Origin of the sequence: uncultured Anaerococcus sp. (genome assembly GCF_937934665.1) — a bacterium.
In the GTDB taxonomy this organism is placed as follows: Bacteria; Bacillota; Clostridia; order Tissierellales; family Peptoniphilaceae; genus Anaerococcus.
The window spans coordinates 34,175-50,585 of sequence record NZ_CALGYW010000005.1 but is presented as its reverse complement, the minus strand read 5'-3'; the positions used below and the strand labels follow the sequence as shown (position 1 = coordinate 50,585).

The following is a 16,411-nucleotide window of genomic DNA, read 5'->3' as shown; positions in this document are numbered from 1 at the left end:
CATATTTATAGAAATATCTAGTAAATGGGATTTCTGCTCCTGTTTTTATCCTTGGATTTTTGAGACTTAAGTCTTCTTCAAAGAAGGCCTTGGCATCTGGGATATGAGGGAGGACTTCTCTTTTCATGTAATCGTCAATATCTTCTCTTACATTTACAATCTCTGTATCTTTGGTGTCTTTGTCATAGATTATTTTGCCTTTTTTATCTTTTTGTATTTGAGCACTTTTATCCATAATAGAAAGGCCGTCTAAGATATTGTTAAATTCAGACTTGGTTAGAGACAAATCGCCTAACAGATTAGTTAGTATTGGTTCAAATTCACCTACATCCATATAGGTTTTATCTGATTTATTTTCGTTTAGGATTTTAAAAATTTCCTCGTAAGGCTTTTTATTTTCTGTGTATTTTTTAAGATTTCTTTTCTCAGTCTTGTTTAGCTCTGTTGCGCTTTCTTCTTTTTCTAGTATTTCTTCATGTTTTGCCTTGTCGTAGAAGGAATTAAGCTTGCGAGAAGTTTCTAGATTTTCAATTCTCTCGTCATTTATAGCATAAGATCTTTGGAGAGGCTCCATAACTGTGTATTCTCTGTAGATAAATTCCTCATTTGGATAGATTTGGCTGAGGTCATTTTCTCTAAAGTTTGCATAGAGTTCTGTGATTTTTTTGCGGTCTTCACCTGTGAATTCTTTTCTCTTATTGCCCAGAGATTTTCTTAGTGGGTGGTAGATTTCTGTGGCATTTATTAGCTGAATTTTGCCTATTCTTTCTTCTCTCTTGTTTTTAGATAAAATCCAAGCATAGGTTGCAATGCCGGTGTTGTAGAAGAGGTCGGTTGGCATGGCTATAATTGCCTCGATATAGTCATTTTCTAATAACCACCTTCTTATCTGGCTTTCTCCAGAGGATACACCTCCATTAAAAAGTGGCGAACCATTTGTGATTATGGCTGCCCTGCCGACTTCCTCGTCCATTTTGTCTATGGCAGATTGCATAAAAAGTAATTGGGAATCCCCACCAGCAGGCAAACCTGCAGGCCATCTAGATTTTTCGCCCTTGGCGTATTCTTCCATGACAGCTTCTTCTTGGCCAGTCTTGGCATCAGCTCCCTTGTAAGGAGTGCCAAAAGGTGGATTTTCTATGACAAATCTCATCTTTGTATCTTTGAAACAATCTTTTTTGAAGGTGTCAACGTGGATAAAATTAGACGCATCTTGGCCCTTGATAAGCATTTCAGCAAGGCCTACTGCATAGGATTGACCTATGAGTTCTTGGCCAAAAAGCCTAATGTCAGCAGTTTTATTTAGGTGGTGCAAATGGCCGTAGGCTGTAGAAAGCATTCCCCCTGTTCCTGCCGCTTGATCTAGGACTGTTATGACCTTGCCATCGTCAAAGACATCATCGCATCCTTCGGCAGTGAGGACTGATACCATCATTTTGATAATATCACGGCCCGTGTAATACTGACCAGCATCTACGTTTTGATAAAATCTGCCGATTAGGTTTTCAAAAATATAGCCCATTTTCATTGGGTCAAAGTTTTCTTCTGATAGGTCTAGCTCAGAGAAGGCTTTAACTACTGTAAATAGGCAGTTGCCTTTATCCATCTTATCAATGTGAGTGTCTATATCTAATTCGTTAAGGATTTCTGTCACATTTGCTGAAAATCCCTCAAGATAAGATTTGAAGTTTGCAGCAAGATGGTCTGGGTCATTGCAAAGTTCTTCAAGATTGTATCTGGATGTATTATAAAATTGTCTGCCAGCTACCCTGTACATAGCCTTTACCGGGTAGGACCTATTTTGTTCAAATGTTTCTACTACCTTGTCTTTAGTCTTTGCAAGCACACATTCAAATCGTCTTATTATAGTCATTGGGATTATGACATCGCCATACTTATCTGGCATATAAACTCCCCTGAGTTTGTTGGCTATGGACCAAATAAAATCAGATTCTTTTGATATATCAATCGGCATATCTTCCCAAATTGCTGTTGATAATAGGTTTTCACTCATGTTTTTCTCCTGTTTTTTTATTTTCCTCAATGGTCAAGGGCGGACAAAATCTCTTCAAAAGAGGTTTCACCTTTTAGAACTTGGATTAGACCATTTGTTATCATTGGTCTAAACTTATCTTTTTTTAGTTTATCCTGAATTTCTTTGCCTTCTAGGCCATAAATTCTAAGAATATCCTTAAATTCCTTATCTATGCTTATTACTTCTTCTACTGCTTGGCGGCCCTTGTAGCCTCCGTTGCAATGATTACACCCTACTGGGCGATAAATTATCGTCTCCCTATCAACATTTATATAAGTTGACATTAATTCATATTCTGCATCAGTCATGACATCCGCTCTTTTGCAATCACATAGTTTTCTAACTAGTCTTTGACCTGCAAGAAGATTTACTGCTGACCTTATGAGATAATCGTCTACTCCTAAATCTTTTAGTCTGATTAGGCCTGAGAAGGCATCTCTGGTGTGGGCGGTTGATAAGATTAAATGGCCAGTTATCGCTGCTCTTATTGCAATTTCTGCAGTTTCTTTATCCCTAATTTCGCCAATCATGATTATATCTGGGTCTTGACGGAGAATTGATCTAAGGATTACTGGATAGGTTAGGCCAATTTTTTCGTTTATCGATATTTGGTTGATGTTTTCTATCTTGTATTCTACTGGATCTTCGATAGTGATTATATTTACTTCTTCCCTATTTAGTTTTTCTAGTAGGGCATAAAGGGAAGTAGTTTTTCCCGATCCTGTTGGTCCTGTCATTAGGATTATGCCTGATTTTTTTCTAATAGCTTTTTCAAGCTTTTCCTTGCTATCATCTGAAAAACCCAAAAGTCTTGTGTTTTTCATAAAAATATCTACTGATAAGATCCTAACTACAATTTTTTCTCCAAGTATAGTAGGAACTGACGATACCCTAAAGTCTATGCCTGGAAATTTCTCATGGACCATAGACCTATCCTGGGGCATTCTTTTTTGGGATATATCCATGCCTGAGGATAGTTTTATCTTAGAAGCTAGCATGTCAAAATTTTCCCTGTGAATTTGCATAATATCAACTAGGGACCCGTCTATCCTTAGTCTGATTTTGCCAGTAAATTCCTCTGGTTGGATGTGGATATCTGAGGCAGATCTTTTTACAGCATAGGATATTAGATTTTTTATAAATCCTTCTATATCTGTTTTTATTTGTCTTTGGTCTAGCATTATACGCTCCGATACTTATCATCAAGGGCCCTATACCTCACAGCCTCAAGGAGGTGTTTACTTGTTATCTCAGGACTTGCTTCAAGATCTGCTATGGTTCTTGCCATTTTTAAAATTTTGTTATAACTTCTTACAGAAAAATTATATTTATTAAAGGCCATTTGACCGATTTTTTCTACCTCTGGACTTAAGTTTATGTATTTTTTCATCTGCCTTGTTGAAAGTAGGGCATTAGTTTTTATTTTCTCATCTTTATATCTCTCGGCTTGAATCTTCCTTGCCCTTACTACTTCTTCTTTTAGCTCAGCTGATGACTTCGACTTACTATCGTCATTTAAGTCATCATACCTTACGGGTTTTATCTCTATGTGGATATCAATCCTATCTAGGATTGGCGAAGAAATCTTATTTAGATACCTTCTTATTTCATTGATAGAACAAGTACATTCTTTTAGAGGATTGCCATAATTGCCGCATGGACAAGGGTTCATAGCAGCTATTAGGATAAAATCAGATGGATATCTTACACTAGCTTGGGCACGAGCTACGTTTATTTCTTTATTTTCTAGAGGTTCTCTTAGGGCTTCTATGACATTTTTTTGATATTCTGGAAATTCATCCAAAAACAAAACTCCCCTGTGGGCAAGGGTAATTTCTCCTGGCTTTGGCACAGAGTGGCCTCCTCCTATTAGGGCAACTTGACTTGATGAGTGGTGGGGAGCCCTAAAGGGTCTTTCACTAACAAGGTGGCCGCTATCTAAAAGCCCCATAATGGAGTAAATCTTGGTAACTTCGACTCTTTCTTCAAAACTCATGTCAGGAAGGATGGTTGGCAGGTGTTTGGCTGAAAAAGTCTTTCCTGATCCTGGAGGGCCTACCATTAAGAGATTGTGACTGCCTGCCGCTGCTATTTGGAGGGCACGTTTTAAGTTTTCTTGACCCTTTAGATCTTTAAAATCTAAATCATAGCTTATTTCATTTTTCATCAAGGCAGGATTTACCTTATAGTAATCTCTTTTTAAATCTCCATTTAAAAAAGCTACCACGTCATTTAATTTGTTGAAGGGATAGACTTCTATATCAGAAATTATGGCACACTCGTCCTTATTTTCTTCTGAGATTATAAATTTCTTAAAGCCTCGCTCTCTCATGGAAATAATCATAGCAAGGGCACCCCTTATTGGCAAAATCCTCCCATCTAGGGATAATTCTCCTAAAAATATGTAGTCATCGTAGGCCCTATCTATAACTCCCATAGAGCTTAACAGGGAAATAGCTATGGGCAAGTCTAGTTGGGTTCCTTCTTTTTTTAGGTCTGCTGGTGATAAATTTATAGTAATCCTACCTGCTGGAAATTTATAGGATGAATTGACAAGAGCAACCCTTACCCTATCCTTGGATTCTTTTATGGATGAATCAGGTAGGCCTACTATGTTAAAGGCAGGCATACCTGAAGTTATATCGCTTTCAACTTCCACTAATTTACCTTCAAGGCCAATTAGGGAGGTGGTGTTAGTTTTAGAATACATATCTCCTCCATTTCTTATAATTATTATAACATAATTTTATGAAAAACTGGACCTATAGATAAAAATCCATAAACAACAAAACTCCCACACAAGGTGGGAGAAAAGAGAAAACACCGAATAAAACAATTTCGGTAGTGATTATTAAATTTTATCTGGTTGGAACAATTAGACCGTAGTCTCCTTTTTTCCTTTTATATACAACCCTTACTTCCATGTCTTCTGCATCTTGGAAAACAAAGAAGTTATGGTTTAACAATTCCATTTGGAGGATAGCTTCTTCTGCGCTCATTGGTTTAACTGGGATAGTTTTTTCCCTAGCTATCTTGATATCTTCTTCTTTTTCTTCCTCATCATAGTCTAGGTCAAAAGCCTCAAACTTGATACTTTCACCTGTTTGCCTATCTCTTTGAAGTCTTGTCTTATGTTTTCTGATTTGTCTAACTAGGGCATCTATAACCCTATCAATAGCATTTTCATAAGTTTCTTCATAGGCTTCTGCCCTTAAGATTGTGCCACCATCTAAAAACATAGTAGCTTCAAGCTCAAAACCTATGCCCTCCTTGGCAAACTTAAGATCCATACTTTCTTCATCATGGAAATACTTATCTAACCTATCAAATTTCTTTTCTGACTCGTTTCTGATGTCTTCTGTCAAGGTGAAATTTTTAGCTTTGATATTTAGTTTCATAATTCCCTCCTATATTTAGCTAGCAAGTTGCTAACTTTTATATTATATATATACCCAAAAACGATTTCCTTAATCTATATTTATAAAATTTATTCTTAATGTCTTAGAAAATTATTCTCAAAACCACCTATTAATTTATCCTACCAGCAACTAGGGTATAGTAATATTAAAATATATAAGGAGCATGTATGACTAAAATTAATAACTTGATGGACTATGAATTTCTATCAGAAATCCTAGTTTCTGATGATGAAAATAAAATTGCCTACAAGAAGACTAAGGCAAATATAAAAGACAATAAATACGATACCGACCTATATATCTACGATCAAACCATAAAAAGATCTTATAGGATTACTGATAAAAAGAATGCTTCTCTTTTTACCTTTGATGGTGAAAATAAGCTTATCTATAAGTATGACTCAGACAATTTGTATGATTATTTTTATAAAAACGACGGCTACGGCCTAGGAGAACTTGCTTTTAAAATCAATAAGGATGTTAAGTCTTTAAAATATCTAAGCAATGACACCTATCTTATAAAGGCAAGTGATAAAAAAACTGAGGAAGAAAAAAGAAATGAAAAAGAAGAATCCTTCTACAAAGAGCTTACATCTCTACCTTTTTGGTCAAATGGTGCAGGCTACATCAAAGAGGAGACTTCCTATTATTATCTTTACGACCTTAAAGATAATAAGCTCACAGAAATCCTAAAATCCGATAAGGATAACGAAGTCTATGGTCTAGACATAAACAAAACAATGGATAAAATCGCCTATATCAAAGGCCATACTGACTCTAACGGAGTTATGGAATTTCTAGAATCAATCATCCTAAAGGACCTTGTGACAGGCAAGGAAAAAGTCCTAGTCGAAAAAGGCTATTCAACCTATACCCTATCTTTTATAGAAGATAGGCTAATCTTTGTTGGAACCGATATGAAAAAGGGCGGCATAAATGAGGACGCCTTTATCTATCAAGTTGACTTTGATGGCAATATCAAGATGGTAAATGATTCTTCTTTTGATAAATCCTTTGGAAACTCTATCGGTACAGATGCAAGGTGGGAAGGAAATAGGACCTTCCAAGTTCATGACGATAGGTTCTACTTTGTTGTTACAGAATTTGAAGAGTCTAAGCTTTATTCTATAAAGCTAAATGGTGATTTAAGGTTAGAACTAGATGGCTGTGTAGAAGATTTCTTTGTAACAGATAAGGATATCTATTACCTAGAAATGGGAAGAGGCCACCTTGCTGAACTTAAAGCAAAATCAAAGGATGAAAGTCTAATAGAAAATAAAATTAAGGGAGTCCACCCTATAGAAGAATTTAATTTTGATTCAAATGGGGACGAGCTAAGAGGCTATGTCCTTTTCCCAAAAAACTTTGATGACAATAAAAAATATCCAACCATCCTGTCTGTTCACGGTGGTCCAAAAACAGAATTTTCTGATATCTTCCACCATGAACACCAAATGTTAGCTTCAGATGGCTATATAGTTATCTATACCAATCCACACGGCTCAAGTGGTAGGGGGGTGAAATATTCTGACATTAGAGGTCGCTATGGTGAGATTGACTATGAAGATTTAATGACCTTTGTAGATATTGCCATAGAAAGATACCCACAGATAGATGCCAATAATATGGCTATCTATGGTGGTTCTTATGGTGGTTTTATGACAAATTGGACAATTGGCCACACTGATAGGTTTAAGGCTGCAGTAAGCCAGAGATCTATATCTAATTGGACAAGTTTTTATGGAGTAAGTGACATAGGATATTACTTTGGACCTGACCAAACTGCGGCTGACCCATGGAATAATATGGATAAGATGTGGGATGAGTCCCCTATCAAGTATGCAGCTAGGGCCAAAACCCCTACCCTCTTTATCCATGCAGACTGCGACTACCGTTGTCCACTAGAGCAGGGTCTACAGATGTTTAACAAACTAAAACTAAATGGTACAGATACAAAAATGGTAGTATTCCACGGAGAAAACCACGAATTATCTAGATCGGGCAAGCCAAAAGCTAGGATAAAAAGGCTAACAGAGATCAAAATGTGGTTTGATAAATATCTAAAAAATGAAGATACAAAAGCATAAATTTAAGGATTTTTTAACAAATTTACTAAATAGGTTAAAAACTCAGGATATAATGACCTACTCATCTGCCCTGTCCTTCTACTTTCTCCAAGCATCTATTCCCTTAATGATGGTGCTTGTGTCTGTAGTGTCAACCTTTCTTAAGGGAAATGAGAGCATTATCTATGAGTTTTTAAACCTGGTACCAGAAACAACTGCAGATCTTATAATGAAGGCCCTAGACATAATGTTTGCCTCAAGCCAATCTGCAGCTGTAACTACTGTTACCATTCTCTTTGCTCTCTGGTCAGCTACCAGTGGAGTAAATAAGCTAATAATGGCTATAAACCACGCCTACGGCCTAGGTCAACAATCCAAGGCCATTAAACAAAGGCTAATGAGCGTAGTCTATACCATAATTTTTATAGTTTTTATCATGTTTTTGCTAATCTTTCAAATTTATGGACCGACTATCTTAAATGTCCTAGATAGCAAAATCCTTGATATAACTGGTAAATTTTTAGGAAAAAACTTAGAATACCTAGTCGACTTCCTATCATCGCCTATCTTTACCATCCTTACAACAGCCATTCCTCTTTTGATAATGGCAGCAGTTTTGGGGATATTTTATAAGTATGCACCAGGTAATTCTGAAAATAGGATTCCATTTAAACAAGCCCTTACTGGCGGGATTTTTACAACCCTTACCATTTATGTGGCAAGTTTTGTTTATTCTTATTTTATAAACAATTTCTCAAATAAATCGCTAATTTACGGTGCCCTTGCTGGTATCCTTGCCTTATTTATCTGGCTTTTAATTGTTTCATCTCTATTGATCATAGGAGCTGAAGTTATAGCATCATTTAGGGAAGGATACAGGGATGAGTATTTTGATACCGATCTTAAAACTAAAAAGCAAGAAGATAGTCCAGTTGATAAGTTAGTTTCTAAAATAAAAGGAAAAATAAATGAAAAGTGAATTTAGAAGGTTTTTCCTAAATCTCAGACGAGAGATGGAAGTATCTTATATAAAAGAAAATTCAGAAAAAATAATTTCAAACTTAGTGACAAGTGATCTTTATAAGGATGCAAAAAGTATTTTTGTCTATGTATCAAAAGATAAGGAAGTAGCTACTAGAGATTTTATAGAAAAATCTATAGCTTGTGGCAAAAAAGTCTATGTGCCAAAAATAATAGATAAAAAAATGTATGCTACAAGGTTAAACGATATGGCAGAACTTGAAGACGGAACTTACGGAATACCAACAAGTAAGAAGGCAGATTATATAAGTAATCCAGACCTTACCGTCTGTCCTGGTCTCTCTTTTGATAATGATAAGAATAGGTTAGGCTATGGAGGAGGTTTTTACGATAGGTTTTTAGCCGAAAATAAAACTACAAAAGTTGGCCTAATAATTTCTGACTTTAAATCCATAAAAATTGAAAATGATGATTGGGATATAAAAATGGATTACGTTATAACTGAAGATGAAATTTATTAGACTCCTAATCCTCTAATTTAAGCGTTTTTACTCAAAGATTTGAATAGTTATAAAAATATTATTTGACAAAAAAATTTTTCCTGCGTATAATCGAGGTATAGAAAATAAACTATGAGAAGAAAAGTAGATTTAATGGACCTACCCAGAGAGGCTATGGATGGTGAAAATAGCTTAGCGAAATTAGATTGAAAATGGCCTTTGAGTTTCTTATCCGATATTTAAGATAAGACGGATTCGCCCGTTATAGCGATAGGGTATGTTGGTACCCGATGAGTTATTAATTGTGAAATTAATTTAAAATTAAGGTGGTAACACGTGGCAAAGCCTCGTCCTTTATGGGACGGGGCTTTTTTTTATACAATTACCTACATAGTAATATTTTCTAAGGCGCCTATGTTCGAATGTTGGAAAATAATAAATTAAAAGAGGTATAAAATGACAAAAAGATTTTTAACAGTTGGCTCACTACTTAGAAATGAAGATTTACTTAAATACAAAAGAGAAATAGAAAAAAGAGACGATATAAAATATCCTTTCTACGATGACTTTGACGGTTACAAAGAATGTGAAGATGAAGCTGTAGCAGAAGTAGTAGAAAAGCAAATAGAAGCAGGCCTTCCAGAAGTGACAGATGGTGAATATTCTAAGTCACTTTGGCACTTAGACTTTGTTTGGGGTCTTCACGGTGTAGAAAGATATATCAGAGATAGTGGATACTTTTTTGAAGATAAAGATTGCCATTCTAAATTTGAGACCAGACGTGATATAGGACTAAGGCTTGTAGACAGGCTTTCAGGCAAGAATCACCCATTCATAGACCATTTCAAGAGACTCAAAAAACTTGTAAATGGAAGGGCCGCCGTCAAACAATGCATCCCTTCCCCATCCCATATTTTTGGTGAAATCATAAGCTTTGGTTTTCTAGAGGATTCTTATTACAAGTCAGAAGATGATTTTGAAAAAGACCTAATCCAATCCTACAAGGAATTTTTAGACGACTTTAGAAAAGCAGGCGGCCAAATTATCCAATTTGATGATTGCCTATGGGAACAATTTGCAGACGAATCTGAAAATACACAATTTGATGGCGAGGCAAGGCACGATAAAAATATAGAACTCGCTGAAAAATATATAGCCATCAACAACGAAGTCATCGACTACGGTCATGACCTAGGACTTAAAGTATACACTCACAACTGCAGGGGTAACTACGCTTCCCGCCACTTTGGTGCAGGCACCTATGACTCAATAGCAGATCTCTTCCTCGAAAAACAACACTACGATAGGTTCTACCTAGAATGGGATGACGAAAGAGCAGGATCTCTAAATTCCCTAAAGGCCTTTGAGAAAAATAAGGATGCAGAAGTTGTCCTAGGATTTTTATCATCAAAAACATCAGACCTTGATGACGAAGAAAGAGCTCTAAAATTATTAAAAGAAGCAAGTAAAATAATTGACAAAGACAGACTCTACCTCTCCCACCAATGCGGTTTTGCCTCATGTGATAACGGCAATGAACTTACAGAGGAACAAGAATGGGCCAAAATCTCTCAAGGCCAAAAAATCGCAGCCAAATTCTGGGAAGACTAGAATAAAGAATCTCTCCTTATTATTATAATTTTAAAAGCACCCTGGCTGGGGTGCTTTTATATTGCAAAAGTTTATTTAACTGTTGGTACGATTTTATCTTTTCCACCCATATACATTTGTAATGGTTCAGGAATTTTTACGCTGCCGTCTTCTTGAAGTAGATTTTCAAGGAAGGCTATTAGCATTCTTGGTGGTGCTACTACTGTATTATTTAGGGTGTGAGCGAAGTAGTTGCCGTCTTTGCCCCTTAGTCTTATGCCAAGTCTTCTTGCTTGGGCATCGCCTAGGTTTGAACATGATCCTACTTCAAAGTATTTTTCTTGGCGTGGACTCCAAGCCTCCACGTCGCAAGATTTTACTTTAAGGTCTGCTAGGTCCCCTGAGCAGCATTCTAGGGTTCTTACTGGGATTTCTAGGCTTCTAAAGAAGTCTACTGTATTTTGCCATAACTCATCATAAAATTTTTTAGAATCTTCTGGTTTACAGATTATTACCATTTCTTGTTTTTCAAATTGGTGGATACGGTAAACTCCACGTTCTTCTATACCGTGAGCTCCTACTTCTTTTCTAAAGCATGGTGAATAAGAGGTCATCTTTAAAGGCATCTTTTCTTCTTCATTAATAGTGTTAATAAATTTACCTATCATTGAGTGCTCAGAAGTACCAATTAGGTAAAGATCTTCGCCCTCGATTTTATACATCATATCTTGCATCTCAGCAAAACTCATTACACCTGTTACTACTTCAGATCTAATCATGTATGGTGGGATATAGTAGGTATAGCCTCTATCTATCATAAAGTCTCTAGCATAAGATAGGATAGCAGAGTGCAGTCTTGCTATATCACCTCTTAGGTAATAGAAGCCTGCTCCTGAGGTATTTCTTGAAGAATCAAGATCAATACCGTCAAAGGTTTCCATTATATCTATGTGGTAAGGTACTTCGTATTCAGGTACTACTGGTTCTCCATATCTTTCTATTTCTACGTTTTCTGTATCGTCTTTTCCAAGTGGAACTGTTTCATCAATTATTTGAGGAATGACTTGCATTCTTTCTTTAACTTCTTCATTAAGTCTGGCTGTTTCTTCTTCTATGTGAACAAGCTCATCATTTATCTCTACTACGTGAGCCTTGGCTGCTTCTGCTTCATCTTTCTTGCCTTGGCCAAAAAGCATGCCTATTTCCTTAGAAGTTTTATTTCTCTCACTTCTAAGTCTATCACCCTCAGTCTTATATTGACGCAATTTCTCATCTAGTTCTAAAACTTCATCTACAAGAACTAGTTTTTCATCTTGGTATTTCTTCTTAATATTTTCTTTTACAAAATCTGGATTTTCTCTTAATAATTTAATATCAATCATGTTCTCTCCTTAAAAATATGCATAAAAAAACTCCGCCCAAATTGGGACGAAGGTCTCGTGGTGCCACCCAAATTACGCAAGCAAGGCTTGCCTTAATTTCTTATTTGCTCAAAGACGGATTCACTGGTTCAGCCAAGGAATTTTCACCAACCATTCCCTCTCTAAATGTCTTAGACAGTTACTACTTCTTATCAACGCAATATTTTATTAGTTCTAATATACATCATTTCGAAAAAAAATGCAAATTTCTTTAGATAGATTTAATCTTGTAAACATTTTTTAGCCATAATCTTAGGATAAAATAATTTTATATCAGCATGATAGGAGTATAATGGATTTGTTATGGAAAAGAATGTTAGAAGAAAAAGAAGAAGAAAAATTAATTTTAGATATTTAAATATCCTAAGGGGCCTTTGCCTCTTAGCTGTATCAGCCTACCACCTTTTTGGCTACGCCATACCTGGTGGTTTTTTGGCTGTAATTGGCTTTTTAGTTATGTCTGGATTCTTAATGGAAAGATCAAACTTTAATAAAGACCTAACTTTTAAAGGCATACTAATAAACCTTATAAAAAAAATAAAAAAGATCCTACCTCCTATTATATTTATAGCCTTTGTAAGCCTAATTTTTGCCCTTATTTTTGCAAGGGAAATTTTTGATGACTCCGCTAGATCTAGTCTTGCTATAATCTTTGCTTTTGAAAATATCAGGCAGATTATAAAAGGAGCCTCTTATTTTGATAGGAATGGCAATTTTAACCTTTTTGTCCACCTCTGGTACATAGCCCTATACCTTCAATTTGTAGGTATATTTTACCTAGTAAAATATATGGGAAGAAAGATTAAATCAATATCACTTAAGATATGGAGTCTTATTATTCTAAGTCTTATAAGTTTCGGTATTTCTCTATACCTTGCCGTAAATAAGAGTCCAATTATAAGGATTTACTACGGAACAGATACCAGAATTTATGCGCTTTTCCTAGGTATGGCCTTCTACCTCCTTTACACAAAATATAAGGATAGGCTTGAAATAAACCAGAAAAATTTAAGGATATCAATAGGGATTTTAGCTCTTGTCTTATTTGTACCAATATTTTTTATAAATGGTGAAAAACATTGGATTTATAGGTCATTTTTCCTTGTCTATACAATAAGCTTTGCCCTTATAGTAAGCGTCCTTTATAAGTATGAGCTAGAATATGGAGCAGCATTTTCTAATACTATTTTAGGAGGCATCCTAGAATACCTAGGAAGGAGAAGTTTTTACCTATATATACTCCAATATATAATCCAAGTATTTTTCTCCTATTTCCTAATAAACCTCCTGGAAAATAAAATTTTATACTATAGTCTACAATTTGCTTGGTTAATATTTTTAGGAGAAATTTGCCACCTCATCTTTGATAGAAAAAAGTTAAATAAATACTTTGTAATAATTCCACTTGTCGGACTATTTAGCTTAAATGCCCTATCCCTTGTAATCGGCAATCAAAAAGAGAAGGAAATGGCAGAGCTTAAAGCAAGATTTGAGCAAAGTGAAGAAGAAATAAAGAAAAATAACGAATCAATACAGAAAAAAAATCAAGAAGAAAAAGCCAAAAAAGATAAGGAAGTAGAAAAACTTCCAAGTCAAGCAAAAAAGGAAGATGAAAGCAAAAAAGATTTGGAAAAATCTAAGAAAGATTTCAAGGAAAAAGCCTACGACAATTTTGATTTTACAGAAAATGAACTAAACTATATAAAAGATATTCATATAACTGCAGTAGGCGATTCAGTCCTTATAAATATTGATAAATACCTAAGAGCCTACATACCAAACCTATACCTTGATGGAAAAGTTGGTAGGGATATGGTAGATGGACCAGCTGTCCTTGGAAATATTAAAAATAACGTAGGGCTTGGCGATATCATCCTAGTCTCTCTTGGGTCAAATGGATCAGCCAACCACAACAACATGCAGGCTATCATGGACCTAGCTGATGGTAGGGAAGTCTATTTTGTAAATACCTCCCACCTCCAATCCTATATGGACAAGGTTAATAGTGATATGAAGGCCTTTGTAGATAACAATCCTAAAGCCCACCTTATAAATTGGAGAACTTATGTAAAAGATAGGCCAGAACTTTTAGCAGTGGACAGGACCCATCCAAACGTAGAAGGAAGTGAAGCCTACGCAAAACTTGTTATAAGAAAAATCTTAAATGTAAATAAGGTTAGTGATTAAATTAAAATATAAAAATCCCCGGGTTTTGAAAGTTGTTTTTTTTGAAAGACCCGGGGATTTTTTGTAATTTTAGACAAAAAAAGCAGGAAAGATCCTGCAAGATGGTGGGAAGTACTGGGCTTGAACCAGCGACCTCCACGATGTCAACGTGGCGCTCTTCCAGCTGAGCTAACTCCCCTAAGTCTATCTTATCATATCAAGAAAGTCTGTTGCTGTCAAATAGAAGGAAAATAAGTATGGAAGGTAAGTTTTTGTATAAGTATCTTTCATTTAGAGGATATAGTAGTATGAAAGTTATAAAACTAGGATTATCTCACTTCAAGCAAAGCCTTAAACCCTCAAGAAAGCTTATTATAATTAATATAATATGGAGTCTAAATAATTTAGAATCTAACATTTCTTAATAAATACCTTAGGAAGCCTGCTATTTATTTCATAATATTTTCCTCTGTATTTGACATACAAAACCCCTCCATCCGCATTTTAGATTTTGGGGTCAAGTGTAGATCAATAAAACCTTCTTTTACCATATTATCACAGCAAACGATTGCAAGAAAGATAAAAAAATATTTCCTAATCAACTAACCCATACAAAACAGAGTCTATGGCTTTTTGAGGTATACCTATATCCTCTACCACGCATTTTCTCTTGTAGGCTTCTCTTTCATAAATCCCTGTCTTCATTAATTGCATGGTAACTATTAGTTCAGCGTCTACCACCTCTCCTAATTCTCTTCCTGTTGTGGCATCAAGACCTGATGGTATATCTATAGAAATTTTATATTTCATAACATTATTTAGGATAGAAATAACTGTAGCAAAGATACCACTTACTGGTCTATTTAAGCCAGTGCCAAAGATTGCATCTATAATTAAGTTTACATTGGCAAGTCTTTTTTCCATATTTTCTAAATCTTCTATACTTTCTACAAAGTATATTTCTTCACAAAGCATCTCGCAAGACTCTAGGTTTGTCTTAAAATCTTCGCTTGCCTTATTTATATCACCAACTATATAAATTTCTACGTCCTTATATTTTGCAAGGAGGTTACGGGCAAGGGCTAGTCCGTCTGCCCCGTTATTTCCTACTCCTACTACTACTGCAAAGTAGCCAAACTTATTTAGATTAATATGTTTAAGCACAGCCAGACTTGCCCTTTCTACCAGGCAAAGGCTAGGTATTTTAAGAGTTTCAATTGAGTACCTATCTATGGCTTGCATTTGGTTTCTATCAACTAAAATCATAATCTGTCCCCTTTAATCTTAAATCTTCCCCAAATATTTCGTAGGTCTTTGAATTATTACCCAAAATCCTAGAAAATACCCTAGGTCCATAAATTTCACTTATCATGTCTTCATTTAGGTTTGATGATAAAATAATAGGTAGGCCCTTATTCATCCTCTCATTTACCACATCAAAGAGGTTTGATTGGTCTGTTGACCTATGGGTTTCTGCTCCCAAGTCATCTATTATTAAGAGATCACAATCAAAAATTATCTCATATTGACTTTCGAGATTTTCTCTCCTATCTTCAAAGGCCCAGTGGTAATCATTTAAAAACTTAAATAACTTGGTTGAGGTCATATAAACTACTGAATAATTTCTATCCAAAAGTTCCTTGGCTATAGCATTTATAAGGAAGGTTTTTCCCCTACCGACTTCTCCCTGAATGTAGATATTACCGCTCTCTCTATCAAAATTATTTATATATTTTTTTATATCCCTTACTATATTTACCATATTTTCGTAGGGACTTATGGTTATGCCCATGTAGGAATTTTTAGAAAATAAGGATAAGTCAAAAGTTGAAAAGTTTTCTCTATTTATGGCTGCTCTTAGGCCAGACTTTTCGTAATTATCTTCTATGATTAGGTTTTTTCTACAGGAACAAGGCTTGGTACCAATAAAACCTGTATCCTTGCAGGCTTCGTGGTGATATTTTAAATCCATATAGTCAGTTTTATAACCATTTGCTATAAGAAGTTTGTTTTTTTCACGCTTTAAAGTCTCTATCTTATCTTCAGCAGCCCTTGTGTCTAGGCCTTGGCTTGCTAGCTTAAGGCTTTTAAATCCAGTTTCCTTTATAAGAGCGTCAATCGCCTTTACTTGCGGGATTTTTTTATAAACTTCTTCTATTCGCTTTTCTTGTAAGACCTTATTTTCTCTACGTCTTTCTGCCAGGATAAGAGATGCTTTTTCATTAGCTTTCAT

The 16,411-nt window shown here is 35.4% G+C and carries 12 protein-coding genes, 1 tRNA gene and 1 other annotated feature; of the genes, 5 read left to right on the top strand and 8 right to left on the bottom strand.

Annotation, left to right across the window (positions count from 1 at the left end; translation table 11 throughout):
* The 4 genes from Q0410_RS00315 to raiA form a co-directional block, all read right to left on the bottom strand.
* The coding region (locus Q0410_RS00315; protein ID WP_299031483.1) for a class I SAM-dependent DNA methyltransferase at window positions 1-2,014 on the bottom strand (2,014 nt) is incomplete at its 3' end.
* 26 nt (window positions 2,015-2,040) lie between these two features.
* A complete protein-coding gene (locus Q0410_RS00310) occupies window positions 2,041-3,216 on the bottom strand; it encodes a GspE/PulE family protein (RefSeq protein WP_299031480.1) in 1,176 nt (391 codons plus the stop codon).
* The gene (locus tag Q0410_RS00305) at window positions 3,216-4,745 is read right to left on the bottom strand and encodes a YifB family Mg chelatase-like AAA ATPase (RefSeq protein ID WP_299031477.1); all 1,530 of its coding nucleotides are present in this window, start codon (window positions 4,743-4,745) and stop codon (window positions 3,216-3,218) included. Before Q0410_RS00305 ends, Q0410_RS00310 begins: the two co-directional genes overlap by 1 nt.
* Before the next feature lie 148 nt (window positions 4,746-4,893).
* A complete protein-coding gene (gene raiA, locus Q0410_RS00300) occupies window positions 4,894-5,433 on the bottom strand; it encodes a ribosome hibernation-promoting factor, HPF/YfiA family (RefSeq protein WP_299031474.1) in 540 nt (179 codons plus the stop codon).
* 188 nt (window positions 5,434-5,621) lie between these two features.
* On the opposite strand from raiA, the gene Q0410_RS00295 reads away from it, so the two are divergent.
* From Q0410_RS00295 to Q0410_RS00280, 4 genes are all read left to right on the top strand, one after another.
* Window positions 5,622-7,541, top strand: a complete 1,920-nt coding sequence (locus Q0410_RS00295) for a S9 family peptidase (protein ID WP_299031471.1) — start codon at window positions 5,622-5,624, stop codon at window positions 7,539-7,541.
* Window positions 7,522-8,499 carry a YihY/virulence factor BrkB family protein gene (locus Q0410_RS00290; RefSeq protein ID WP_299031469.1) on the top strand — a complete coding sequence of 326 codons (978 nt, stop codon included), beginning with the start codon at window positions 7,522-7,524 and terminating at the stop codon, window positions 8,497-8,499. The genes Q0410_RS00295 and Q0410_RS00290 overlap by 20 nt, the downstream gene beginning before the upstream one ends.
* Complete coding sequence (locus Q0410_RS00285; RefSeq protein ID WP_299031466.1) at window positions 8,489-9,022, top strand: 5-formyltetrahydrofolate cyclo-ligase; 534 nt, start codon at window positions 8,489-8,491, stop codon at window positions 9,020-9,022. Before Q0410_RS00290 ends, Q0410_RS00285 begins: the two co-directional genes overlap by 11 nt.
* Before the next feature lie 102 nt (window positions 9,023-9,124).
* Window positions 9,125-9,359: a binding site (T-box leader), on the top strand.
* Window positions 9,360-9,457: 98 nt separating this feature from the next.
* Window positions 9,458-10,612 carry a 5-methyltetrahydropteroyltriglutamate--homocysteine methyltransferase gene (locus Q0410_RS00280; protein WP_299031461.1) on the top strand — a complete coding sequence of 385 codons (1,155 nt, stop codon included), beginning with the start codon at window positions 9,458-9,460 and terminating at the stop codon, window positions 10,610-10,612.
* Window positions 10,613-10,683: 71 nt separating this feature from the next.
* Here Q0410_RS00280 and serS read toward each other — a convergent pair whose 3' ends face one another.
* Window positions 10,684-11,973 (bottom strand): serine--tRNA ligase, encoded by a 1,290-nt coding sequence (gene serS / locus Q0410_RS00275; RefSeq protein ID WP_299031458.1) that lies wholly within the window; start codon window positions 11,971-11,973, stop codon window positions 10,684-10,686.
* Between the two features lie 342 nt (window positions 11,974-12,315).
* On the opposite strand from serS, the gene Q0410_RS00270 reads away from it, so the two are divergent.
* Window positions 12,316-14,199 carry an acyltransferase family protein gene (locus Q0410_RS00270; protein WP_299031454.1) on the top strand — a complete coding sequence of 628 codons (1,884 nt, stop codon included), beginning with the start codon at window positions 12,316-12,318 and terminating at the stop codon, window positions 14,197-14,199.
* 102 nt (window positions 14,200-14,301) lie between these two features.
* Here the strand turns inward: Q0410_RS00270 and Q0410_RS00265 are convergent.
* From Q0410_RS00265 to Q0410_RS00255, 3 genes are all read right to left on the bottom strand, one after another.
* A tRNA-Val gene (locus tag Q0410_RS00265) sits at window positions 14,302-14,377 on the bottom strand.
* Between the two features lie 395 nt (window positions 14,378-14,772).
* Window positions 14,773-15,444 (bottom strand): NAD(P)H-hydrate epimerase, encoded by a 672-nt coding sequence (locus Q0410_RS00260; RefSeq protein ID WP_299031451.1) that lies wholly within the window; start codon window positions 15,442-15,444, stop codon window positions 14,773-14,775.
* The gene (locus Q0410_RS00255) at window positions 15,431-16,411 is read right to left on the bottom strand and encodes an ATP-binding protein (protein WP_299031449.1); all 981 of its coding nucleotides are present in this window, start codon (window positions 16,409-16,411) and stop codon (window positions 15,431-15,433) included. The genes Q0410_RS00260 and Q0410_RS00255 overlap by 14 nt, the downstream gene beginning before the upstream one ends.

Bases quoted from the DNA above. Each gene is read 5' to 3' on its own strand.
- Q0410_RS00255 (WP_299031449.1), bottom strand. From the start codon at position 16,411: ATGAAAGCTAATGAAAAAGCATCTCTTATCCTGGCAGAAAGACGTAGA.
- Q0410_RS00305 (WP_299031477.1), bottom strand. From the start codon at position 4,745: ATGTATTCTAAAACTAACACCACCTCCCTAATTGGCCTTGAAGGTAAA.
- Q0410_RS00270 (WP_299031454.1), top strand. From the start codon at position 12,316: ATGGAAAAGAATGTTAGAAGAAAAAGAAGAAGAAAAATTAATTTTAGA.
- Q0410_RS00310 (WP_299031480.1), bottom strand. From the start codon at position 3,216: ATGCTAGACCAAAGACAAATAAAAACAGATATAGAAGGATTTATAAAA.
- Q0410_RS00260 (WP_299031451.1), bottom strand. From the start codon at position 15,444: ATGATTTTAGTTGATAGAAACCAAATGCAAGCCATAGATAGGTACTCA.
- Q0410_RS00290 (WP_299031469.1), top strand. From the start codon at position 7,522: ATGAAGATACAAAAGCATAAATTTAAGGATTTTTTAACAAATTTACTA.
- raiA (WP_299031474.1), bottom strand. From the start codon at position 5,433: ATGAAACTAAATATCAAAGCTAAAAATTTCACCTTGACAGAAGACATC.
- serS (WP_299031458.1), bottom strand. From the start codon at position 11,973: ATGATTGATATTAAATTATTAAGAGAAAATCCAGATTTTGTAAAAGAA.
- Q0410_RS00280 (WP_299031461.1), top strand. From the start codon at position 9,458: ATGACAAAAAGATTTTTAACAGTTGGCTCACTACTTAGAAATGAAGAT.
- Q0410_RS00285 (WP_299031466.1), top strand. From the start codon at position 8,489: ATGAAAAGTGAATTTAGAAGGTTTTTCCTAAATCTCAGACGAGAGATG.
- Q0410_RS00295 (WP_299031471.1), top strand. From the start codon at position 5,622: ATGACTAAAATTAATAACTTGATGGACTATGAATTTCTATCAGAAATC.